Origin of the sequence: Modicisalibacter xianhensis, from assembly GCF_900113605.1 — a bacterium.
Taxonomy (GTDB): domain Bacteria; phylum Pseudomonadota; class Gammaproteobacteria; order Pseudomonadales; family Halomonadaceae; genus Modicisalibacter; species Modicisalibacter xianhensis.
Window position 1 is genome coordinate 1 of sequence record NZ_FOPY01000028.1, and the last position, 23,137, is coordinate 23,137.

The following is a 23,137-nucleotide window of genomic DNA, read 5'->3' on the forward strand; positions in this document are numbered from 1 at the left end:
TCATCATTCGGACCGAGGCATTCAGTATTGCTGCGATCGCTACCAGCGCCTGCACGCTCGTCATGGCATCCGCTGTTCGATGACCGATGGCTACGACTGCTACCAGAATGCCTTGGCGGAGCGGGTTAATGGAATCCTGAAAACGGAGTTCCTGTTGGTGCAGCCTTGGGACCTGGACCAAGCCCGCACCATGGTCAACGAATCGGTTGAAATTTATAACCGTGACCGGCCCCACCTGGCCCTGAAATACAAAACGCCCGATGCAGTGCATCGGGCGCTCTGAGGCGAAATTAGGTGTCAACCTATTTCAGGACTAGACAGGCAACTACCGGCATGGCCCGCAGCCTATCGCCCAAGTAGACTAACGCCCTTCACTCAGCGATAACTCCATCCGGCCATGCTCTCCAATATCCGTATCGTTCTTGTCCAGACTTTCCATCCAGGCAACATCGGGGCCAGCGCGCGAGCCATGAAAACCATGGGCCTGGAACAGTTGACCTTGGTCACCCCTCGTCAATTCCCCGATGAAGAAGCCAGCCGCCTGGCCGCCGGTGCCGAGGATATCGTCGACAATGCCCGCGTGGTCGATACGCTCGAAGCGGCCGTGGAAGACTGTGTACAGGTGATCGGCGCCAGTGCTCGCCTGCGCAACATGCCGCTTCCCCATTACGACGAACCCGACATCATGGCACGCGACCTCGTTAGCCATGCCAATGAGGCGCCGGTTGCATTGGTCTTCGGCCGCGAGCGTTTCGGCCTGACCAACGACGAGATACGCTGCTGTACCCACCAGGTAAGCATTCCCGCCAATCCCGACTATGGGGTGCTCAACCTTTCCCAGGCCGTACAGGTATTGGCTCATGAAATCTTCCGTGCCTGGCGCCTACGGCCGGATAGCGGCTTCAACACGGCTTCCCCGCGCAGCGCGCCTCTTCCTACCCAGCAGCAGATGTCACAATTCCACGAGCACCTGCACCGTGTCATGGAAGATGTCGGGTTCCTGACCCAGCCACACGCCAGAACGGAAGACCATTTGCACGCCCTCTTTACCCGAGCACAGCCAACCCGCAAGGAACTTTCGATTCTACGCGGCCTGCTGAACGCTATTGAGCAAAAGACTCACCCAGACCACTCTGCCGATCAGGGCGAAAAATAAGAGGCGCCAGCCTGTTATCGACAAGCCCGACGGTCATTTTCCTGCATTCAAATTTCAGGCATAAAAAAACGCGGCCTCCCTTGTGGGAGGCCGCGGCTTGCTGATCGCATCTCGGGGCGTGCCCCGAGACAACTAGATCAGTCCTGACCCATCTGCTGCTTGATCAGGTCGCCGATGGTGGTCGGGCCACCGGTTTCGACTTCCTGCTCACGCAGACGGCTCATGTTGCGACGGGTATCGGCCTGGTCCTTCGCCTTGATGGACAGGCTGATGGCGCGGTTCTTGCGATCCACACCCACGATACGCGCTTCGACGCTGTCACCTTCGTTCAGTACGTTACGCGCATCTTCAACGCGGTCAGCACTGATTTCAGACGCCTTCAGAACACCCACGACATCTGTCGCCAGCTCGACCTGGGCTTCCTTGGCATCGACTTCGATGACGCGGCCAGTCACGATGGCGCCCTTGTCATTCACTGCCAGGAACTCGGAAACCGGATCGGTTTCGAGCTGCTTGATACCCAGCGAAATACGCTCACGCTCGGGATCGATGGACAGGATGACCGCTTCGGCTTCGTCGCCCTTCTTGAACTGACGAACGGCTTCTTCGCCGGTCTCGGTCCAGGAGATATCGGACAGGTGTACCAGGCCGTCGATACCACCTTCCAGACCGATGAAGATACCGAAATCGGTGATCGACTTGATGGTGCCGGAAACGCGATCGCCCTTGTTGTAGCGCGCGCTGAAGTCTTCCCACGGGTTAGTGGTGCACTGCTTGATACCCAGGGAAATACGACGACGCTCTTCGTCGATATCCAGAACCATGACTTCCACGTCGTCGCCGACCTGGACGACCTTGGACGGGTGGATGTTCTTGTTGGTCCAGTCCATTTCGGATACGTGAACCAGACCCTCGACACCCTCTTCCAGTTCGGCGAAGCAGCCGTAGTCGGTAAGGTTGGTGACGCGGGCGTTGACCTTGGTGCCTTCCGGGTAACGATCCTTGATGTTGACCCACGGATCTTCGCCCAGCTGCTTCAGGCCCAGCGATACGCGGTTGCGCTCGCGGTCGAACTTGAGCACCTTGACATTGATCTCGTCACCCACGGCAACGATCTCGGAAGGATGCTTGATACGCTTCCAAGCCATGTCGGTGATGTGCAGCAGGCCGTCGACACCACCCAGATCGACGAACGCACCGTAGTCGGTGAGGTTCTTGACGATACCGGCGATCTGCTGGCCTTCCTGCAGGGTGGCGAGCAGGGCTTCGCGCTCGGCACTGTTCTCGGCTTCAAGAACGGCACGGCGAGAAACCACGACGTTGTTACGCTTGGGATCGAGCTTGATGACCTTGAAGTCCAGCTCTTTGTTTTCCAGGTGCGCTGTGTCGCGAACCGGACGAACGTCGACCAGGGAACCCGGCAGGAAGGCGCGGATCGAAGCCACGTCGACAGTGAAACCGCCCTTGACCTTGCCGTTGATCACGCCCTTGACGATCTCGTCTTTCTCGAAGGCTGCTTCCAGCTCTTTCCACGCTTCGGCGCGCTTGGCCTTCTCGCGGGACAGGCGGGTTTCACCGAAGCCATCCTCGACGGCTTCCAGGGCAACCTTGACTTCATCGCCAACGCCAATGGTCAGCTCGCCATTGTCGTCCTTGAACTGAGCAGCGGGAATCTGCCCTTCGGACTTCAGGCCGGCGTTGACGGTAATCCAGTCACCATCGATGTCCACCACGGTCGCCATGACAATGGCACCGGGTTCCATATTGATGTTCTGGAGAGACTGTTCAAACAGTTCAGCAAAGCTTTCGCTCATGAGCATCCTACGTGATCAACGTTAATGGCGGTTGTCGCCTTCTCCGCACCACCAGCAAGTACGGGCCTACTGCACAAGTCCTCGGGGATGTTGGCGCTGGTTCGACCTGACCCGGCTTTCAGTTGGTTGCCGGGCCACGTCATCACATCTTGCCGAGGGCCCCGGAAGCGTCTGTCTCACTCGACTCAGGCCGAAGGAATAAAGCCTTTATCAGCGAGAAGTCTCTGTATGTGATCCACCACATCCGGTATCGACAGCTCGGTGGTGTCCAACTCGACGGCATCGTCAGCCGGCTTGAGTGGCGCCACGGCGCGCTGCATATCGCGCGCATCACGAGCCTGAATCTCTTTTAAAAGACTCGGTAGACTAGCATTTTCGCCGGCTTCCTGCAACTGGAGGAAGCGTCGCCTAGCCCGCTCCTCGGTGGAAGCTGTCAGGAATATCTTCAGCGGGGCATCGGGGAAAACCACGGTCCCCATGTCGCGTCCATCGGCGACCAATCCCGGCGTTTGGCGAAAGTCGCGCTGGCGTGCCAGTAGCGCCTGACGCACCGTCGGTAGCGCCGCAACCTGCGAGGCACGCTCGCCAGCGACTTCGGTGCGGATGGCCATGCTGACATCCTCGCCTTCAAGCACGACACGAGCCACGCCGTTCTCGGCCAGAAACCTCACGTCAAGCGACTCTGCCAGGCGAGCCAGCGCCGGCTCGTCATCAAGTTCGACGCCATGCTTGCCAGCGGCATGCGCGGTCAGGCGATACAACGCACCGGAATCCAGCAGGTGCCAGCCCAGCCGCTCGGCGATAAGGCGACTGATCGTCCCCTTGCCGGCCCCCCCGGGCCCATCGATGGTCAGCACCGCCGCCTGATGCGGGGAATTCATGCGTTCACCTCCTCCAGGGCCATCCCTACCCGGCGCGCCAGATCGACGAAACCGGGGAACGAGGTCGCCACGTTGGCGCAATCGTCGATGACGATATAATCACTGGCGCGCAGGCCGGCGACAGTGAACGCCATGGCAATGCGATGGTCGCCATGGCTATCGATACGTCCGCCGCCGTAGCTCGGCCCGTCCTCGCCATTGCCGACGATATCGATGCCGTCTTCGTACAGGGTATTTTCGACGCCCAGGATGGCAAGGCCGTCGGCCATGGACTGCAGGCGATCGGACTCCTTCACACGCAGCTCCTCGGCGCCCCGCAACCGGGTCGTCCCGCTGGCATTGGCCGCGGCAACGAACAGCGCCGGGAACTCGTCGATGGCCAGCGGTACCTGATCGGTCGGAATCTCGATGCCCTTGAGCGGGGCATAGCGCACCCGGATGTTGGCCACTGGCTCGCCGCCCACTTCGTGCTCGTCGAACAGCTCGAGGTCGGCCCCCATGGCCTTGAGAATATTGATGACCCCGACGCGGGTCGGGTTGATACCGACATGCTCGAGCGTCAGGTCGGCCCCCGGCGTGATGGCCGCCGCCACCAGAAAGAAAGTGGCAGAGGAAATGTCGGAAGGCACATCGATGGGCGCTGCCGTGAGGTGCCCGCCACCCTGCAGCCAGGCTACGTCGCCTTCGCGGGTAACAGGATAGCCGAAGCCGTTGAGCATGCGCTCGGTGTGATCGCGGGTCGGCGCCGGCTCGCGCACGCGCGTCTCGCCCTCTGCATACATGCCTGCAAGCAGCAGGCAGGATTTCACCTGAGCACTGGCCATGGGCATGTCATAGGTGATTCCCTTGAGCTGCTGGCCGCCCTTTATCCTCAGCGGCGGACGCCCGCCCTCGGCAGTCTCGATGACAGCGCCCATTTCACGCAGCGGATCGGCAACGCGCCCCATGGGGCGCTTGGTCAGCGAGGCATCACCGGTCAGCTCGGTATCGAAGGCCTGCCCGGCAAGCAGGCCGGCGAACAGGCGCATGGCGGTCCCGGCATTACCCACATACAACGGGCCGGCCGGCTTCTTCAGGCCATGCATGCCGACGCCATGAATCGTCACTCGCCCCTGATGTGGCCCCTCGATGACCACGCCCATTTCCCGAAAGGCCTGCAACGTGGCCAGGCTATCTTCGCCTTCGAGAAAGCCCTCGACCTGGGTCACCCCCTCGGAAAGGGCGCCGAGCATGATCGACCGGTGCGAGATCGACTTGTCCCCCGGGACACGAATCGTACCGGTGACTTGGCCACCGGGGCTGACACGGTAGCGGACGTTGCGTTGTTCCATCGCCTGATATCTCGTCTTGTTCAGTAAGGTATCGAAATAGTGCCGAGCATGGCTGGCCCGGTCGAAGATGCCCAGCATGGCATCGCTATCGCCGTTGGCGACGGCCTGCCGCAGCCGTGCCACGCCCGCCTCGAAATCGTCGAGCGCTTCCAGCACCGCATCCCGGTTGGCCGTGAAGATATCCCGCCACATGACCGGGTCGCTACCCGCGATGCGGGTAAAGTCACGAAATCCACCCGCGGCGTAACGGAAGATGTCGAGCCGCTCATCCTGACGCGCCAGGGTATCCACCAGGGAAAACGCCAGCAGGTGAGGCAGGTGGCTGGTCCTGGCCAGCACCTGGTCGTGACGCATCACATCCATTTCCAGCACTTCGGCGCCACAGGCCTCCCATAGCGCACGCACCCGTGCCAGCGCTGTCGGGTCGGTATCGGCCTGGGGCGTCAGAATCACCTTGTGGTGACGATACAGGTCGGGATTGGACGCGACCACGCCGCTCTTCTCGGAGCCGGCGATGGGATGGCCAAGCACGAATCGTCTCGGCAACCGACCGAAAGCGCGTTCCGCTGCCTGACGGATCGCCAGCTTGGTGCTGCCGACGTCGGTGATGACCTGATCCGACACCAACGACGCCAACTCGGTCATGACCGGCGCCATGGCCAGCACCGGGACGGCGAGCACGATCAGCGAACTCTCGGCGACCCATGGCGCCAACTCGGTACTGCCAGCGTCGATCACGCCGAGCGCTATGCCCTGCTCGATCTCGCTCGGGTCCCGGTCGCAGGCCACGATCTTACCAGCGTACCCCGAGGCCTTGAGCCCGGCGGCCAATGAACCGCCGATCAGTCCGAGGCCGACAATGAGAATGCGCGGCTCATCTGTCACTTGCGAACCGAAAACCGTGCCATGTCGTTCCCGCATGCTAGAGGACACCCTGGGGGTAAGACCCCAGCACCTTCACTTCGGCGGCCCGCAAACGCACCTCTTCGAGCATGGCAACGACTACGGGCTGGTCGATATGCCCCTTGAAATCGATAAAGAACACGTAATTCCAGGCGCCCGTGCGTGAAGGCCGGGTTTCCAGGCGCGTCAGATCGATCTGGTGACGATGAAACGGCTCGAGCAAGTCGTGCAATGCGCCCGGCTGGTTACGCATGGCAACGACCAGCGACGTCTTGTCGTCACCGGACATCGGCACGCTCTCGTGCCCAATGATCAGAAAGCGCGTGGAGTTGTCTGGCCGGTCCTCGATCTTCTCGGCAATCTTGTCGAGACCATACAGCTTGGCTGCCATGTCCCCCGCGATCGCAGCACTGTGCCATTCGGTCTTGACCAGGCGCGCGGCCTCGGCATTGGACGACACCGGCACGCGCTCGGCCTGGGGGTAATGCGCATCGAGCCACTTGCGACACTGGGCAAATGACTGAGGATGAGAATAGATGCGCGATATCTTGTCCTGGCGTGTGGTAGATGACACCAGTAAATGATGGTGGATACGCAACACGACTTCGCCGCTGATCTTCATGGACGAATCCATGAACGAGTCCAGCGTGTGGTTGACCACCCCCTCGGTCGAATTTTCTACCGGAACCACGCCGTAATTGGCAGCGCCTGCCTCGACTTCGCGAAACACCTCATCAATGGCGGCCATCGGCAGGCTTTTCGCACTTTCGCCGAAATGCTTCAGCGCGGCCTGCTGCGTGAATGTACCCTCCGGACCCAGATAGGCCACCTTGACCGGCTGTTCGAGGGCCAGGCATGCCGACATGATCTCGCGAAACAGGCGCGCCATCTCTTCCGAGTCCAGCGGACCGGCATTCAGGGCCATGATCCGCCGCAGCACCTGCGCTTCACGCTCGGGGCGGTAGAACACCGCGTGGGGATCTTCGGCAGTCTTAACCTGTGCCACGGTCTGCGCGCAGGTCGCCCGCTCGCTGATCAGGCGCAGGATTTCTGTGTCGATGGCATCGATGCGGTTGCGCAACTCGTCGAGATTGACCGGGGTTTCGCTCATTGTTCAGTTCCTCTCACTCGCCACATACAACCCGCCTCAGCCGCGACGTTGTTCGAAATCCTTCATGAAGCCCACCAGCGCATCGACGGAGGCTTCCGGTACCGCATTGTAGAGGCTGGCACGCATGCCGCCCACGCTACGGTGCCCCTTGAGATTGAGCAATCCGGCGGACTCGGCCTCCTCGAGGAAGGTCTCGTTGAGGCGCTCGTCGGCCAGCACGAACGGCACGTTCATGCGCGAGCGATTGATCGGCTCGATGGGATTGCTGTAGAAGCCGCTGGCGTCGATAGCGCCGTAGAGCTTGGCTGCCTTGCGTTCGTTGATGGCATTCATTGCATCGAGACCGCCGATGTCGTCACGCAGCCATTCGAATACCAGGCCGGCCAGGTACCAGGCATAGGTCGGCGGCGTGTTGTACATGGAGCCGTTTTCCGCCATGACCCGGTAGTTGAACATGGTCGGCGTGTCCTGCCGTGCCTGATCGAGCAGGTCGTCGCGCACGATAACCAGAGTCAGCCCCGCCGGGCCGATGTTCTTCTGCGCCCCCGCATAGATCACCCCGAAACGGGACACGTCCAGCGGTGCGGACAGGATCGATGAGGACATGTCGCAGCACAGCGGCACGCTGCTCTCGGGAATGTAGTCGAAGGCCAGCCCACCGATCGTTTCATTGTCGGTGTAGTGCAGGTAGGCCGCATCGGCGGACAGGGCAATCTCGCTCGGCCTCGGCACGGCGGCCAACCCATTAGCCTCGCTGGAAGCGGCCACATGTGCCCCGCCCAGATGCTTGGCCTCGGCAATCGCCTTCTTGCCCCAGATCCCCGTATAGAGGTAGTTGGGCGTGCCGCCCTTGCCTAGCAGGTTGTAGGGCAGCATGGCGAACTGGGTCGAGGCCCCGCCCTGCAGGTAAAGCACCTTGTAGTTGTCGGGCACGTTGAGCAACGAGCGCAAGGTAGCTTCCGCCCCTTCGGCGATAGCCACGAACTCAGGGCTGCGGTGGCTCATTTCCATGACGGAAAGCCCGCGCCCGTGGTAATCGAGCATCTCGTCGCGGGCACGTTCCAGGACCGGGGCAGGAAGTGCCGCCGGCCCGGCACAGAAATTATGGTGGCGTGTCATCAGCGCTGACTCTCACAAAGTCCTACGAAAACGACCGCCGGCTAGGCGGCGGTCGCTGTGCATCGCTACTATTCGGAATCGGGCTCGTCGGAATCCGGCTCGCCGTCTGACGTAGCATCAGCCGCGGCATCGTCGATGGGCGTTTCCACGCCGTGGTTGGTGACATCCTTGGCTTCGGCCGGTAGCGCATCATCCTCGAGGGTGGCGTCGTCCGCCACCTCCTCGGTCGGCTCGTCGATGCGCACCGTCTTGACCAGTGACTCGCCTTCGCCAAGACGGATCAACATGACGCCCTGGGTATTACGCGACGTCACCGACACCTCCTCGACTCGGGTACGTACCAGGGTGCCACGGTCGGTGATCAGCATCATCTCGTCCTTGCGGGCCACCTGCATGGCCGCTACCAGCGCCCCGTTACGCTCGCTGGTCTGCATGGCGATGACCCCCTGGCCTCCGCGTCCACGCAGCGGGAACTCCTCGAGCCGGGTACGCTTGCCGTAGCCATTTTCCGAGGCTGTCAGGATATAGATCTGGTCGTCGTTGCCGTTGCCGTTGCCGTTGCCATCGGCGTCGCGCTGGTCGTCGTCCGCTTCGCTGTCGATCAGCGTCGACTGCGGAATGATCAGGCTGATGACCTGAGCGCCTTGCTGCAGACGCATGCCACGAACGCCGCGCGCCGTACGGCCCATGGCACGCACGTTGTTCTCCTCGAAACGGATCGCCTTGCCGTTGGAGGACAGCAGCATGACGTGATCGTTACCCGAGGTGATCGCGGCCCCGATAAGACGATCGCCCTCTTCCAGGTCGATGGCGATCAGGCCCACGCTACGCGGCCTGGAGAACTGGTCCAGCGAGGTACGCTTGACGGTACCGCTCTCTGTTGCGAAGAAGATATAACTGTCTTCGCGATATTCGCGTACCGGCAGCATGGCATTGATCGACTCGTCGCCGTCCAGCGGCAGCAGGTTGACCAGCGGCTTGCCCCGCGAGCCACGGCTGGCTGCCGGAATTTCGTAGACCTTCAGCCAGTAGACCTTGCCCTTGTTGGAGAACAGCAGCACGGTATCGTGGGTCGAGGCCACCAGCAGATGCTCGATGACATCCTCGTCCTTCATGCTGGTCGCCGACTTGCCACGACCGCCGCGGCGCTGGGCCTGGTAGTCGCTGATCGGCTGCGTCTTGGCATAGCCGCTACGCGAAATGGTGACGACCATGTCCTCTTCGTTGATCAGATCCTCAATGGTCAGATCGAGGCGGCTGATCTGGATCTCGGTCTTGCGCTGGTCGCCGTACTGGTCGCGAATCGCGATCAGTTCCTCGCGGATGACTTCCAGCAGGCGATCGGCAGAGGCCAGGATCTCGCTCAGTTCGGCAATCTTCTCGAGTATGCCCAGGTATTCGTTGAGCAGTTTCTCGGTTTCCAGCCCGGTCAGGCGATGCAGGCGCAGCTCGAGAATGGCCTGGGCCTGGGCTGGGGAGAGACGATATTCACGACGATTCTCGGCCAGGCCGTAGCCCGGCTCCAACCCTTCAGGGCGGCAATCCGTGGCACCTGCGCGATCGAGCATGCCGGTGACCTGACCGGGCTGCCAGGCACGATCGAGCAGCTTCTCCTTGGCCTCGGCCGCGCTCGGCGAGGCCTTGATCAGCTCGATCACCTCGTCGATGTTGGAGATGGCGACCGCCAGGCCTTCCAGGATATGGCCGCGCTCACGCGCCTTCTTGAGTTCGTAGAGCGTGCGCCGTGTGACCACCTCGCGGCGATGACGCACGAAGGCCTCGAGCATCTCCTTGAGATTGAGCGTCTTGGGCTGGCCATTGTCGAGCGCCACCATGTTGATGCCGAACACGGTCTGCAACTGGGTCTGGGCAAACAGGTTGTTGACCACGACCTCGCCGGATTCGCCGCGCTTGGTCTCGATCACCACGCGCAGCCCCTCCTTGTCGGACTCGTCACGCAATTCGGCGATGCCTTCGATGCGCTTGTCCTTGACCAGCTCGGCGATCTTCTCGATCAGGCGTGCCTTGTTGACCTGATAAGGCAGCTCGGTGATGACGATGTGGTCGCGACCTGTCTTCTCGTTGTACTCGATGGAATGCCGGGCACGCACGTAGATGCGTCCGCGCCCCGTGCGGTAGGCGTCGAGAATGCCGGCCTTGCCGTTGATGATGCCGGAGGTGGGAAAATCCGGGCCGGGAATGTATTCCATCAGGTCATCGATGCTCAGCGTGTAATCGTCGATCAGCGCCAGGCAGCCATTGATGACCTCGACCATGTTGTGCGGCGGAATGTTGGTCGCCATGCCTACGGCGATACCCGACGCGCCGTTGACCAGCAGGTTCGGCACCTTGGTAGGCAGCACCTCGGGGATGCGCTCGGTGCCATCGTAGTTGTCGACCCAGTCGACGGTATCCTTCTCGAGGTCGGCCAGCAGCTCGTGAGACAGCTTGGACATGCGCACCTCGGTGTAACGCATCGCCGCGGCGCTGTCGCCATCGATGGAACCGAAGTTGCCCTGGCCATCGACCAGCACATAGCGCATCGAGAAATCCTGCGCCATGCGGACGATGGTGTCATACACCGCGCTGTCGCCGTGCGGGTGATATTTACCGATGACGTCACCGACCACACGCGCGGACTTCTTGTAGGGTTTGTTCCAGTCGTTGCCAAGCTCGTGCATGGCGAACAGGACGCGACGGTGTACCGGCTTGAGGCCATCGCGAACATCGGGAAGTGCACGTCCGATGATCACGCTCATCGCGTAATCGAGATACGACTGTTTCAGTTCGTCCTCGATGTTGACTGGCAGAATCTCTCTGGCGATATCACCCATGGGTTGTCAAATCCTTTGGCACTGCGACTGGTAAGCAGCTGGCATGTGGCAGCAAGCATCACCCCGCGCGATGCCTGGCGGCACATACGACGGGATGAGCGACCTTCCAGCGAAGGAAGATCGTAATCGGCGGATTATACCATTGTGCGAAGGATTAAGGCAGCGAGTGACCCGTTCATCCAGACCCGGCTCATGGCTCGAGGATCAGCGGCTCGAGTGTCTCGCGCAGATTGTCATCGATGCTCATGGAGCGGCCGGTCTTGGTATCGAGCAGCACGAACGTGAAATCGGCATCGGCAATGCGCTTGCCATCGCCGACGCGGTTGATGGCCTGATGCATGACGGCACTGCGGTGATTCAACCCCGAAAGCGAGGTGAGAATTTCCAGCTCGTCGTTCATCACCGCAGCGCGGCGATAGTTGATGTTGAGGTTGACCGCCACGACCGCCAACCCCTGGTTGAACAGCGCCGCCAGGTCGAACTGCTGCTCGAAATACGCCCAGCGTCCCTCTTCGAGAAACTCCAGATAGCGAGCATTGTTGACGTGGGCATAACCGTCGAGATGAAAGCCGCGCACACGCACGGTCGAGCGGGCGATACGTTGGTCCATGGCCGTAGAAGATCCTGTGATGGAAAGTAAAGGCAGCCACAGGATTCTAGTCAGATCGCCGTTCATCAACAAACGATTGTTTTAAACCATGCAGGCTAATTGTCCTGCCCTGGCGTCCGGCATACCGGCCTTTTCGTTCGGACATCACCAAACTTGCCATACCGGGAATGCCACTGGCACCCTCCCACGCTATTCGACATAATGTGCCTCCTTTCAAACGGAACGACACCATGTGGTTCAAGCACTTGCATCTCTATCGTGTGCATGACGCTCCGACACTGAGCGACAACGACCTGAGCGCGGCACTCGATGAGCAAGCCTTCCGCCCTCTGGGTAGCGTTGAAGCCAGGCGAATGGGCTGGAGTGCACCTGCCGGCCGGGGCAGTCAGCAGCGCCTGCACGAGATACAGGGGCACCGCCTGATGTCCGCCCTGCGCCAGGAACGACTGCTGCCGGCCTCGGTGGTCAAGGAAGAAATGGAAAGCCGGGCTGCCGAACGCGAGGAGGCAGAGGGGCGCCCGTTGCGCCGTCAGGAAAAACAGGCGCTGAAGGAAGAGATCTACGAGGAATTTCTGCCGCGCGCTTTCGTGCGCACTCAGCGTATCGATCTGTGGTGGGATACCCAACGCCATCTGATCGGGATCAATGCCTCGAGCCGCAAGCGTGCCGAGGATGTCCTCGACCTGCTGCGCCAGACGCTGGGCAGCCTCAAGGTGACGCCTCTGGCCACCCGGGCCACGCCCATGCGCGCCATGACCGAGTGGCTCAGCGACCCGGAGAAGCGCCCGGCCACCCTGGCCCTGGGCGATCAGGTCGAGCTCAAGGCCGTCAGTGGCGACGAAAGCGTGCTGCGAGGACGCCAGATCGACCTCGATGGCGAAGAGATCCAGACCGCGCTCGAGACGGGGCGCCAGGCAACCCGCCTGGCCTTTACCATCGACGAATCGCTGTCCCTGGTCTTGACCGACGACCTTGCACTGAAGACGTTGCGCTTTGCCGATGCGCTGATTGACGAGGCCAGCCAGGCCGACGATGGCGACGATCCCGTTCTACGCCTCGAAACCGATTTCGCGCTGATGACCCAGGCGCTTTCCCGCACCATCGAACAACTCATCGAATGGCTGGGTGGCGAAGCCACACCTGCCTCGCCGACGCCATGACAGACCAGCTCTCCCAAGAAACCTTCGAGAACATTCGCCCCTACCACGACGACGAGGTCGCCGACGTCCTCGCACGTCTGGCGCATAACAACGAGTTTCTCGATGCCATTACACGCTATCGCCTGCCGCGAATGGCACGCTACGCACCGTGGCTGGCCCGCTTTCTCGCGGGCCACGCCCTGTCGCGTCAGATGCGTGGCGTGAACAGCGTAGCCACGTTTCAGGATCGCATCGCCGTCTATATGCGCCACATGATCGCCAAGACCACCGATGCCTTCGAGGTCGAAGGGCTCGACAAGCTCGACCCCAACCAGGCCTACCTATTCATCGGCAATCATCGCGACATCGCGCTCGACCCAGCGTTCGTCAACTTCGCGCTTTACCAGGCCGGACGCAATACGGTGCGCATCGCCATCGGCGACAATCTTCTGCAGAAGCCCTATGTCACCGACCTGATGCGTCTCAACAAGAGCTTCATCGTGCCGCGCAGCGCCAAGGGCAAGCGTGCCATGCTCGCGGCCTACCAGGCGCTGTCGCGTTACATTCGACATTCGATCACGGTCGACAACCATTCGGTGTGGCTGGCCCAGCGCGAGGGGCGTGCCAAGGACGGCATCGACCGTGCCGACCCGGCCATCATCAAGATGCTGACCATGGCGCGCCGCCAGCAGGACAAGGACGCCAGCCTGGGCGATGCCATCCGCGAGTTGCATATGGTGCCGGTGTCGATCAGCTACGAATACGACCCCTGCGACCTGCAGAAGGCCCGCGAGCTGTATGCCGTGCATACCCAAGGCCGTTACGAGAAGGCCGACTTCGAGGACATTCGCTCGATCGTGGCGGGCATTACCGGTGCCAAGGGGCGCATCAAACTGACCTTCGGCACCCCGCTGAGCGCCGATTTCGAGACACCTGACCAAGTGGCCGAAGAAATCGACCGCCAGGTCCTGGGCGGCTACCACACGTTCCCCAGTCATGAACTGGCACTCGAGACCAGCGGCCAGGCACCCGAACTGCTCGACATGAGCGAAGTCCAGAGTGCTGACCGCGAACGCTTTCAGGCCCGCCTCGACGACGTCCCCAGCGAGCTGCGCGATTGGTGGCTGGCCCAGTATGCCAACCCCATCCTCAACCGCGCCGGACGAATCAAAGAGGAATAGTCGGAGCCGTCTCTCCGCACTCGGCGCTGAGCGAGCATCGCCAGCGCCGGCTCACTTCCGCCAGAACATCGGCGTCAGCAGCACCAATACTGTCAAAATCTCCAGTCGCCCCATCAGCATCCCGGCACATAACAGCCATTTTGCCGCGTCAGGCAGCGTCGCGAAATTGCCTGCCGGCCCGATGATATCGCCAAGCCCCGGACCGACATTGGCCACTGCCGTCGCCGCGCCGGACAATGCCGTCACGAAGTCCAGCCCCAGCATGGCCAAGCCCAGTGCCAGGCCAGCCACCGTCAGGAAGAAGAAGAACGAGAAAGCCACGACACCGCGCACGACCTCGTCGGTCAGTACACTGCCATTGTAACGCTGGGCAAAGACACCATTGGTGTGCACGAGAAAGCGCAACTGATTGAAGAGCATCACGATGGCGACCTGAAAGCGGAAAATCTTCATGCCACCACTTGTCGACCCGCTGCATCCGCCAACAAACGTCAAATAGAAGAAGGCCGTCACGGCCAGCGGCCCCCACAGCGTATAGTCATCGGACGCATAACCGGTCGTCGTCACCACCGAGACAACGTTGAACGTGACCTGGGTCAGGGCGTCGAATGCCGACCTGCCCTGGGCAATCAGATACCCCGTCAACAAGGCGATTACCATCAGCAGCAACCACAGCAGGCCGCGCACCTGCTGATCGCACCACAATGCCGTCGGCGAACCGCGGACGCTACGGATGTACAGCACGAAGGGCAGCGCCCCGCTGAGCATGAAAAGCGACCCCAGCCATAACAGCAGCGGCTTGTCGGCGTAGGCTCCGAACGATGCATCGGAATTGGCAAAGCCCCCCGTGGCCAGCGAGGTCATGCCATGCACGACGGCATCCAGGGGCAACATGCCCCCCAGCCAGTAACTGATCATGGCGGCCAGTGTTAGACCGCCATACACCGTCATGGTCGCCTTGGCGATGCCGCCGGTGCGTGGCATGACCTTGTCGGACCAGTCGGAGGACTCGGTCTGGAAAAGGCGCATGCCGCCCACCTTCAAGAATGGCAGTATCGCGATGGCCATGACGATGATGCCGATGCCGCCCAGCCACTGCATCATGCCGCGCCATAGCTTCAGCCCATCCGACAGGCGCTCGATCCCCACCAGAATCGTCGAGCCGGTCGTGGTGATGGCCGACACCGACTCGAATACGGCATCCGTGAACGACAATTGCGGAGCGCCCAGGATCAGCGGCAGGCTGGCGAACCCGCAGATGGAAACCCAGCTCAGTGTCGTCAGCACGAACATGTGACGTGGCTTGAGCTCGATGGGCACCCTCTGCGTCAGCACCAAACCCAGCACGACCGATGACATGACGATGAGTATCGACCAGCCGAAGGCCCAGGCATCCGGATCCTGCTCGAGCATCAACACCAGCCATGGCAGCACCATGAACGATGCCAGTACCAGCCAGAGCACGGCCAATATCTTGAGCACCGGGGCCCAACTCACCAGGGCATGCCGAAACTGTGGCAAACGAAACGAGGCCATGCGTTTTATCTTCCCTTGCGTGTGTAATGGCCGGCGGCAACTATAGCGTAGTGTTTACTGATATTCTTGGAGTTATCGATGACCGAGCCCAACCGCGCCCAGGCCGAGACCCGCGAAGCCCACCGGGTGACATTAATCGGCGCCGTCATCGACACCCTGCTGGGTATCGCCAAAGTGATCGTCGGCTACCTGGTTGGCTCCGCCGCCCTGGTCGCCGATGGCATCCACTCGTTTTCAGATCTGGCGACGGATACCTTCGTGCTGGTCGCCATGCATTATGGCCGCCAGGCACCGGATCGCAACCACCCCTACGGCCACGGGCGCATCGAGACCCTGGCCACCCTACTGCTGGGTAGCGTATTGATCTTCGTGGCAGGCGGTATCGCCTGGGCCAGCCTGATGCGCCTGATGGAAGGCCGCGACATCATGCCGCCCGGCATGTGGGCCATCGGTCTTGCCGTGATAGGGATTATCGGCAAGGAATGGATTTTCCGTTACACCTTGCGCGTTGCAAAGCGCCTGGATTCCCGACTGCTCGCGGCCAATGCCTGGCATTCACGCAGCGATGCGTTATCGACGCTCGTGGTACTGATCGGTCTCGTCGGTGCCCAGTTCGGCGCCGGCTGGCTGGATGCGCTCGCCGCTGTTACCGTCGGGGTGCTGATCGGCAAGATTGGCGGATCCTTGATCTGGGAAGCGATTCGCGAGTTGGTCGACACCGCCCTGCCAGAGAACGAGCAGAAGCAGATGCGCCACCTGGCCAAGCAGGTTCATGGCGTGCGTGATGTGCATCAGTTGCGTACCCGCACCCTTGGTGGCCAGGTGCTGCTCGACCTGCATATCGTGGTGGCCCCCCGCGTCACCGTCTCCGAAGCTCACGAGATCGGCAACCAGGTGTGTCGCGAACTGAGCCAGGCATTCCCCAGCCTGTCCGATGTGACCTTTCACATCGACCCGCAGGACGATTCGGACCTCGATGATCCGACCCAACTCCCCAGCCAGCCCCTACGTTCCGAGGTGGTAGCCGCCCTGGATGAAGCCTGGCACGGTATCGAGGCATGGCAACACCGGGTCGCTCTCGACCTGCACTACCTGGATAACCAGATCGACGTTTCCCTCTACACGCCGGTTCTCGACAATCCCAAGAAGCTCGACGATCAGGCGTCTCAACTGCGCAAGGCCGGCGAAGCATTGCCCTGGCTGGGGCGCCTGCGAGTCTGGCAGGGCCCGGGCAAGGCATGAAACCGTTTAATTACATTTCGCTACGCAACTGACACCTGCCGGGTTAGAATTCCTGCCAGGCTCTTCTGGATGGGTCGTCCGGCATGGCTGGGAATTGGCGAACATACATGACGCATATAGCGGCTTCGGGACAGGCCGCACCCCGTTATGCTCAGGGCCAAGCGACTCGCTGCTTCATGTCAGGTCCCAAGCTTTGAAACGATGCCGGTCGATAACCAGACGCCACTCGAATCTTCTCCCCCGGCTGCCACGCTGGCGTTTGCTGCTTTGTGTGGCTTGCTTCGTGTCACTCAGCAGTGGCGCGCTGAGCCTGGCCAACGGCGCCATGGAAGCCTCTCGCATGCGCGATTACATGGCCGAACAGTATGGCCAGGCAGGGACGGAGGCACTGAATGACTGGCTACGCCTGGTCGATGATTACACGCACCAGGACATTCATCGGCAACTCCGCGGTGTCAACGACTTCTTCAATCGTCATGTACGCTGGCTCGACGATATCGATGTCTGGAAAGACAACGACTACTGGGCTACTCCGCTGGAGTCCCTGGGACGCGGCGCGGGCGATTGCGAGGACTATTCCATCGCCAAGTACGAGACGCTCAAGAAACTCGGGGTCCCCGGCGAGCGCCTGCGCATGATCTATGTTCGCGCGCGCATCGGGCGTGGCAACCAGACCCAGGCGCACATGGTGCTGGGCTACTACGAAACGCCCGACAGCGAGCCACTGGTGCTGGACAACCTGCTACCCACCATCCTTCCCGCCAGCCAGCGCGACGACTTGACCCCTGTCTTCAGCTTCAACAGCGACGGGCTCTGGGCCGGTGGCGCTACACGCTCGTTGGCCGACCCGACCCAGCGCCTGTCGCGATGGCGCAGCGTGCTGCAACGCATGGCTGCACAGGGCTTCCTATGAACGCACCGCAACACACGATTTTCCTACCCCGGACCGTCAGGAGCACCGCTTCATGTCCTTGATCAAGCAGCTATGGCTGGCCATTCTGGTTCTGCTCTTGCTTGCCCTTGGCGGCAGCCTGTTCATCGGCACCTTGAACAGCAAGCAGTACATCGAACAGGAACTGCGCATCAAGAATGCCGACAATGCCAATGCCCTGGCGTTGTCGCTGAGTCAGCTCGACAAGGACCCCGTCACGGTCGAGCTCCTTGTCGCCGCGCAGTTCGACACCGGCCATTACCGTCGCATCGAACTGGTGTCTCCCGAGGGGGCCATCCTTGAGCGACGGGTCAGCGATGTGGCCGCCACCGAAGCACCGGACTGGTTCGTCGACCTGGTGGAGTTCGATATCCCGGTGGGCACTGCCGTCGTGCAGGATGGCTGGAAACAGTTCGCCACCATCACGCTGGAAACCCACCACGGCTATGCCTATAACGTGCTGTGGCGCAGTGTGGTCGATCTGTTGATGTGGTTTGCCGTCGCTGCCCTGATCAGTGCCGCGCTGGCCTGGTGGATCGTACGCACGATCCAGCGCCCTCTGCAAAACGTCGTGGCCCAGGCCCGGGATATTGGCCAACGTCGCTTCACGACCACCGAACTCCCGCATACCCGGGAGCTTCGTGAAGTCGTTCTGGCCATGAACCAACTCTCCAACGTCGTCCGGCTGATGCTGGCCGAAGAAACCCGCAAGCTGGACAAGCTTCGCCGGCGTCTGCAACAGGATGAAGTCACTGGCGTGGCCAAACGCGACGCCTTGATGCACCGACTCGACGCCATGCTGACCAGTGACGGCCAGCGCTCGGCCGGGCATCTCGCCATGGTCCGTGTCGCCAACCTGGCGGCACTCAATGAGCGCTTGGGGTACGCCGATACCAACCAACTCCTGAGCGACCTGGCCAGCTACCTGACCGACCTGGCCGAGAATTACGACGAAGGCTTCGTCGGCCGCCTCAATGGCACCGATTTCGGCATGATCCTGCCGGGCAGCGGCGACCCCGACATCCTGATCGAAGACATCAAGTCACAGCTTTACGGTCAGCCGGGCATCGACCGCAGCGGCATCGAGCTCCCCGTGTCGCTGGTAGCCTATGCCCAAGGGGATACCCGTGGCGACTTGCTCAGTGTGCTGGATGGCGCCCTGGCCAAGGCCGAGGCGCGTGGCGGCAAGGCCATCGAAGTCGCAACGACCGATGCCAAGCATCAGCCCTATCGCACCCATGACGAATGGCGGCAGGCACTGACGCAAGCACTCGCTACCGATGGGGTTTATCTCGCCCATTATCCCGTGCTGGATGACGAAGACCGGCTGCTGCACCACGAATGCCCGGCGCGTCTCAAGCTCAAGGAATCCTGGCAGTCGGCAGGCGTCTTCCTGCCTTGGGCCACACGGGTCGGCATGAGTCGCGACATCGACCTGGCCGTGGTCGACAGCGCCCTGCGTACCATCGCCCAGGATAACCGGCCTCTGGGGATCAACCTTTCCAGTGAATCGATCCGTGACACCGGTTTCGTCGCGGCACTGCGCCAACGCCTGCAGGCACAGCCGCAACAAGCGAGTCAGCTATGGATCGAAGTACCCGAATCGGTTGCCGTCCGCCACATGGTCGCCTTCCGCACGCTTTCCCAGGAGCTGCGTCAGTTTGGCTGCAAGCTGGGTATCGAACACGTCGGCCCCGAGTTCGCCAAGCTCAATTCGCTGCATGACCTGGGATTGGCTTACATCAAGATCGACGCCTCCCTGATCCAGAACATCAACCGGGAAGACCAGACCCACCCCTTCCTGCGCGGCATTGCAACGTTGAGCCATTCGATTGGCGTGCTGGTGATTGCCGAGGGCGTCACCAACCGGGAAGAGCGCGATACTCTCTTCGACCTCGGCTTCGATGGCGTTACCGGCCCCGGCGTACGCCTGCCCGATGCCTGACGGTATGCTACGTTAGCGACCACAACAAAGGGAGGCGATCACTCGCCTCCCTTCATCATGCGCATCCAAAAACGAACGATGCGCTAAATCAGCCACTCGTCCTCGTCGTCGCCCAGCAGCTCGACGCTATTGACCTGACGGCGCAGCGTCTGACGCTTCAGCAGCTTCTCGCGCGCCGCCTCGGGTAGCTCAGTGAAACTGATGACCCCCTTGGCGATCATCAGCTCGATCACGTCTTCCAGTACACGGACGAAGGCCAAGTCAGAATCGCGCAACAAGCGTCGCTGATCACCCCCAGCCTGATCAATAAAGGCCAACACTTCCGGATCGTCCGGGGCAATCGATTCCGTGCATTCCGGCGTACACTCGCGACTGATCATCGAGATTTCGCCGCCGGCATCGCGACTCACGTACATGTTCAGATTCTCCGCTCCGGCCAGGGCCGTCATGTCTCGAGGAGGATACGCCAAAAGACATCGCTCCGGCATAGGCCGGAGCGATGTCAAGTGGGCGCCTTACTTATCGATATCGAGTTGACTGCTATTGATCATGGCTTGGATGAAATCGTGCGAAGCTTGGCCGCCCATTGTTACGCCATCCAGTATGACAGTCTGGTCGGCATTGGTCTTGTCCCCATCCAAGCCACCCTGCGTGCTGATGTGTAGGGTTGTCGAGCCGTCAATCTCCTCGGCTAGGATGAACCCATCGATTGAGTCCTGGCTTTCGCCGCTGAGCAGGTCGGAGAGGTCGAGCTTATCGCCCTCGTCAGCATCGAAATCGGCCACGATATCGATCGCCGGAGCCCCCACCGTGCCTTGGTCGCCCAGCTCCCAGGCAAAGGTATCGGCGCCCAAGCCGCCATGTAGCTTCTCGTCGCCAGTGCCACCGATCAGGGAGTCGTTTCCGGCACCACCGACCAAAATGTCATCACCGGAGCCACCATCCAGCAGGTTGCTGCCGCCATCAATGCGATCGCCATCGATCAGGCCCTGCCAGTGGCTCCTGACATAGAACATGATCTCCTCGTCGCTCGGCAGTTCCCCTGACGTACCCTCTTCCCAGCGCAGGTACTCAACCAAGCCCGCGTACCCCATGCCGTCATGACTACCAGCGGAGAAAGCTTCGCCGGTATCCGTGTTCGTCCATGCGAGATGATCGGTGTTGACGACATCACCGATGAGGATATCGTCGCCATCGCCTCCGGAGAGGACGTCATCGCCCAGCGCAGCTAGTTCGTCAGATTGAGTCCCCCCTTCAAGCGCAGCCTCAAGATCCGTAGCCGAGTCAACAATACTCACGTCACCCGTGGTTGCTGTTACGGTCCCCTCACCCCAATAAATGTCACTGTACTGGTATCCTGCAAGCCAGCCGTCAGATGAGAACCCATAAACGTGAATTGGCTCTACACCAATATTATTTCCTGTATTTGTAAAACACCCCAAGTACTGCTCGGAAACTTCTGAACCAATACCAATGGCTTCAACTTTGCTCGCATTTGCCAAAGGCAGAAATGCATCCACAGAATTTTTCAACACTGTATAACTAGTGCGATCACCTGGCCCGCTAATTTCTCCATCACCTGAACGGTAATCCAAAGTTGGGTTACCATCAGTGAGGAGGTAGGTCAAATTCTCATAGCTATTACTCAAATACATTCCGCTCTCATCCAAAGCGTTGAACCAGTCAACTGCCTGGTTAAATGCTGCGGTATAGTTTGTCCCCCCCCCTACTTTGAGAGCATTGATCGCATCGATCAATACTCCAGCATTTTCAGCATCCAGATTGTTTATAGTGGCCACAGTATTAGCATGATACGAGAAAGTCACCAACTGCACATTGACGGTTCCATCGTGATACTTGATCTGATCGGCCAAGTTCAGTAGTGCTTGCTTGGTCAGCTCCATACGGCTAAGTCCGGCTGTACCCGAAGCACTATCCATGCTGCCTGAGGCATCAACAATCAAAGAGATATTATAGTTCTGACCAGGTTCGACGATGGTGAACTTGCCTCCCATGTCGCCAATCAGGACATCGTCACCCGCCCCAGCCCCTACCGTGCTGCCATTATTGCCCTCGACTTCCAATTTATCCACGGCAGTGGTATCGCTGGCCACCGCCTCTGCCGTTACAACAGCCACGTCGCCTTGCGGTTTGGACTCGATGGCTATTGCCTTGACAGTGAGCGTAAACCCATCGGCGCCTTTCGGCACGGTAATAGTCAGGCCTTGGGAAACATACTCGTAAGTACTTGGCGATACCTCGATAGCCCAAGTTCCGTCCTCATTCTGCATCCCATGATTCAACTCGGCGCCCTCAGGCACTCCAGAGATCACAAGGCTTAGGGACTCGCTGCCGTCAGTGTCACTTAAACTAGCAGATATATCGATAGCAAATTCATAGCTATCCGGCTCTCCAGCGAAGATATACGTCTCGCCTTCCCCGAAGCTTCCGGCCAAGCTCTCGCTATCCGCTTGATTAGTCAGAGGATCGCTAACATCTCCATTGGCTGCTGCCTCTCCGAGGTACTCACCACTGGGCGAATAAACGTGAGTGCCGGCCTTGATGTAGTAGTCAACTACCACCAAGCCTGTCTTCGCCTCGATGTCGACGATGTACTTGGTAGGATCGGAAGGATCCTTGATGTCTCCACCGTAGTCATCAAGCTTGAGCGTTGTACCGTTGCTCAGCAAATACTTCACGTGGGAGATACCGTTCGGCAAGCCGGTGACATCGCCCGGTCCGAAAACAGGAGTCTGCTCCCCAATCTCGATGCTGACGCTTGGCGCATCCGCCATTGCATCGACATTAATCTCGGCTGTGTTAGGAACTGCCGACCATTCCCCACTGGCATCTTGCACCTTAAAGGTAAAGGAGCTTTCCTCGTCGCTATTCTCATCAGGCGTAAAGGTAAGCTTCCCGGTTGCGATGGCCGCTGAGCTAATGACATCACCCACAGCCACCGCAACTCCATCAAGTTTAAGCACACCATTATTTGGCAGGGATACAATCTGCACGGCGGAAAGTAAGTCGCCTTCGACATCGCTGTATTTACCGAAGGAGGCGGCACTTAGCGTCACGCTGACATCTTCATCGGTATCGATAACACTGTCTGTGGTGAGCGGCGCATCGTTGGTGCCGGTGACCGTCACGCGCAGCGTGGCGGTGGCAACCCCGCCCTCGCCGTCACTGACGGTATAGGTCAGCTCGGTCGCCGTCGTGGCACCCGCGCCCAGCGCCTGGAAATCGCTGCCCGGATCGAAGCGATAGCTGCCGTCGGCATTGAGCGTGAAGGTGCCGCCGTTGCTACCGGCCAGGGCCATGCCCACGTTGGCGGCACTGCCATTGACGGCGCTGACGGCGAGCGCATCCCCGTCCGGATCCGTGTCGTTGGCCAGCACGCCGCG

The 23,137-nt window shown here is 60.5% G+C and carries 16 protein-coding genes and 1 pseudogene; 7 read left to right on the forward strand and 10 right to left on the reverse strand.

What is annotated here, in order from left to right; translation table 11 throughout:
- Both BM194_RS19585 and BM194_RS19590 read left to right on the forward strand, forming a co-directional pair.
- Nucleotides 1–317: pseudogene (locus BM194_RS19585) on the forward strand (integrase core domain-containing protein); the annotation flags it as partial.
- A gap of 80 nt (nucleotides 318–397) precedes the next feature.
- Nucleotides 398–1,156 carry an RNA methyltransferase gene (locus tag BM194_RS19590; protein WP_092850456.1) on the forward strand — a complete coding sequence of 253 codons (759 nt, stop codon included), beginning with the start codon at nucleotides 398–400 and terminating at the stop codon, nucleotides 1,154–1,156.
- Nucleotides 1,157–1,293: 137 nt separating this feature from the next.
- On the opposite strand, the gene rpsA is transcribed toward BM194_RS19590, so the two are convergent.
- The 7 genes from rpsA to BM194_RS19625 all read right to left on the reverse strand — a co-directional run bounded on the left by rpsA (nucleotide 1,294) and on the right by BM194_RS19625 (nucleotide 11,759).
- Nucleotides 1,294–2,970, reverse strand: coding sequence for a 30S ribosomal protein S1 (gene rpsA / locus BM194_RS19595; RefSeq protein WP_092850486.1), 1,677 nt, complete (start codon nucleotides 2,968–2,970; stop codon nucleotides 1,294–1,296).
- Between the two features lie 185 nt (nucleotides 2,971–3,155).
- Nucleotides 3,156–3,851, reverse strand: coding sequence for a (d)CMP kinase (cmk, locus tag BM194_RS19600; RefSeq protein WP_092850457.1), 696 nt, complete (start codon nucleotides 3,849–3,851; stop codon nucleotides 3,156–3,158).
- A complete protein-coding gene (locus BM194_RS19605) occupies nucleotides 3,848–6,103 on the reverse strand; it encodes a bifunctional prephenate dehydrogenase/3-phosphoshikimate 1-carboxyvinyltransferase (protein WP_092850460.1) in 2,256 nt (751 codons plus the stop codon). Before BM194_RS19605 ends, cmk begins: the two co-directional genes overlap by 4 nt.
- Before the next feature lies 1 nt (nucleotide 6,104).
- The gene (gene pheA, locus BM194_RS19610; protein WP_092850463.1) at nucleotides 6,105–7,196 is read right to left on the reverse strand and encodes a prephenate dehydratase; all 1,092 of its coding nucleotides are present in this window, start codon (nucleotides 7,194–7,196) and stop codon (nucleotides 6,105–6,107) included.
- A gap of 36 nt (nucleotides 7,197–7,232) precedes the next feature.
- Nucleotides 7,233–8,315, reverse strand: a complete 1,083-nt coding sequence (gene serC, locus BM194_RS19615) for a 3-phosphoserine/phosphohydroxythreonine transaminase (protein WP_092850466.1) — start codon at nucleotides 8,313–8,315, stop codon at nucleotides 7,233–7,235.
- A 68-nt stretch (nucleotides 8,316–8,383) separates the two neighbouring features.
- A complete protein-coding gene (gene gyrA, locus BM194_RS19620) occupies nucleotides 8,384–11,149 on the reverse strand; it encodes a DNA gyrase subunit A (RefSeq protein WP_092850469.1) in 2,766 nt (921 codons plus the stop codon).
- Nucleotides 11,150–11,339: 190 nt separating this feature from the next.
- On the reverse strand, nucleotides 11,340–11,759 hold the full coding sequence (locus BM194_RS19625) for an acyl-CoA thioesterase (RefSeq protein ID WP_092850472.1): 420 nt from the start codon (nucleotides 11,757–11,759) through the stop codon (nucleotides 11,340–11,342).
- 230 nt (nucleotides 11,760–11,989) lie between these two features.
- Between BM194_RS19625 and BM194_RS19630 the strand changes: the two genes are divergently transcribed.
- Nucleotides 11,990–12,919, forward strand: a complete 930-nt coding sequence (locus tag BM194_RS19630) for a recombination-associated protein RdgC (protein ID WP_092850475.1) — start codon at nucleotides 11,990–11,992, stop codon at nucleotides 12,917–12,919.
- Nucleotides 12,916–14,079 carry a 1-acyl-sn-glycerol-3-phosphate acyltransferase gene (locus BM194_RS19635; protein WP_092850488.1) on the forward strand — a complete coding sequence of 388 codons (1,164 nt, stop codon included), beginning with the start codon at nucleotides 12,916–12,918 and terminating at the stop codon, nucleotides 14,077–14,079. The genes BM194_RS19630 and BM194_RS19635 overlap by 4 nt, the downstream gene beginning before the upstream one ends.
- 51 nt (nucleotides 14,080–14,130) lie before the next feature.
- On the opposite strand, the gene BM194_RS19640 is transcribed toward BM194_RS19635, so the two are convergent.
- Entirely contained in the window at nucleotides 14,131–15,615 is a 1,485-nt protein-coding gene (locus tag BM194_RS19640) for a TrkH family potassium uptake protein (RefSeq protein WP_092850477.1), read from the reverse strand.
- A gap of 78 nt (nucleotides 15,616–15,693) precedes the next feature.
- Here BM194_RS19640 and BM194_RS19645 point away from each other — a divergent pair, with 78 nt between their 5' ends.
- The 3 genes from BM194_RS19645 to BM194_RS19655 all read left to right on the forward strand — a co-directional run bounded on the left by BM194_RS19645 (nucleotide 15,694) and on the right by BM194_RS19655 (nucleotide 19,733).
- A complete protein-coding gene (locus BM194_RS19645; protein ID WP_092850479.1) occupies nucleotides 15,694–16,857 on the forward strand; it encodes a cation diffusion facilitator family transporter in 1,164 nt (387 codons plus the stop codon).
- A 283-nt stretch (nucleotides 16,858–17,140) separates the two neighbouring features.
- Nucleotides 17,141–17,770 carry a transglutaminase-like cysteine peptidase gene (locus BM194_RS19650; RefSeq protein ID WP_422730679.1) on the forward strand — a complete coding sequence of 210 codons (630 nt, stop codon included), beginning with the start codon at nucleotides 17,141–17,143 and terminating at the stop codon, nucleotides 17,768–17,770.
- A gap of 52 nt (nucleotides 17,771–17,822) precedes the next feature.
- Nucleotides 17,823–19,733, forward strand: a complete 1,911-nt coding sequence (locus tag BM194_RS19655; RefSeq protein ID WP_092850482.1) for an EAL domain-containing protein — start codon at nucleotides 17,823–17,825, stop codon at nucleotides 19,731–19,733.
- 83 nt (nucleotides 19,734–19,816) lie between these two features.
- Here BM194_RS19655 and BM194_RS19660 read toward each other — a convergent pair whose 3' ends face one another.
- Together BM194_RS19660 and BM194_RS19665 are read right to left on the reverse strand one after the other, a co-directional pair.
- Nucleotides 19,817–20,149 (reverse strand): globin family protein, encoded by a 333-nt coding sequence (locus BM194_RS19660; RefSeq protein WP_092850493.1) that lies wholly within the window; start codon nucleotides 20,147–20,149, stop codon nucleotides 19,817–19,819.
- 99 nt (nucleotides 20,150–20,248) lie between these two features.
- Nucleotides 20,249–23,137 (reverse strand): cadherin-like domain-containing protein (locus tag BM194_RS19665; RefSeq protein WP_143097642.1); only part of this gene is annotated, 2,889 nt, incomplete at its 5' end.

Bases quoted from the DNA above. Each gene is read 5' to 3' on its own strand.
- BM194_RS19645 (WP_092850479.1), top strand. From the start codon at position 15,694: ATGACCGAGCCCAACCGCGCCCAGGCCGAGACCCGCGAAGCCCACCGG.
- BM194_RS19635 (WP_092850488.1), top strand. From the start codon at position 12,916: ATGACAGACCAGCTCTCCCAAGAAACCTTCGAGAACATTCGCCCCTAC.
- BM194_RS19655 (WP_092850482.1), top strand. From the start codon at position 17,823: ATGTCCTTGATCAAGCAGCTATGGCTGGCCATTCTGGTTCTGCTCTTG.
- rpsA (WP_092850486.1), bottom strand. From the start codon at position 2,970: ATGAGCGAAAGCTTTGCTGAACTGTTTGAACAGTCTCTCCAGAACATC.
- BM194_RS19625 (WP_092850472.1), bottom strand. From the start codon at position 11,759: ATGGACCAACGTATCGCCCGCTCGACCGTGCGTGTGCGCGGCTTTCAT.
- BM194_RS19640 (WP_092850477.1), bottom strand. From the start codon at position 15,615: ATGGCCTCGTTTCGTTTGCCACAGTTTCGGCATGCCCTGGTGAGTTGG.
- pheA (WP_092850463.1), bottom strand. From the start codon at position 7,196: ATGAGCGAAACCCCGGTCAATCTCGACGAGTTGCGCAACCGCATCGAT.
- serC (WP_092850466.1), bottom strand. From the start codon at position 8,315: ATGACACGCCACCATAATTTCTGTGCCGGGCCGGCGGCACTTCCTGCC.
- BM194_RS19605 (WP_092850460.1), bottom strand. From the start codon at position 6,103: ATGCGGGAACGACATGGCACGGTTTTCGGTTCGCAAGTGACAGATGAG.
- cmk (WP_092850457.1), bottom strand. From the start codon at position 3,851: ATGAATTCCCCGCATCAGGCGGCGGTGCTGACCATCGATGGGCCCGGG.
- gyrA (WP_092850469.1), bottom strand. From the start codon at position 11,149: ATGGGTGATATCGCCAGAGAGATTCTGCCAGTCAACATCGAGGACGAA.
- BM194_RS19660 (WP_092850493.1), bottom strand. From the start codon at position 20,149: ATGTACGTGAGTCGCGATGCCGGCGGCGAAATCTCGATGATCAGTCGC.
- BM194_RS19590 (WP_092850456.1), top strand. From the start codon at position 398: ATGCTCTCCAATATCCGTATCGTTCTTGTCCAGACTTTCCATCCAGGC.
- BM194_RS19630 (WP_092850475.1), top strand. From the start codon at position 11,990: ATGTGGTTCAAGCACTTGCATCTCTATCGTGTGCATGACGCTCCGACA.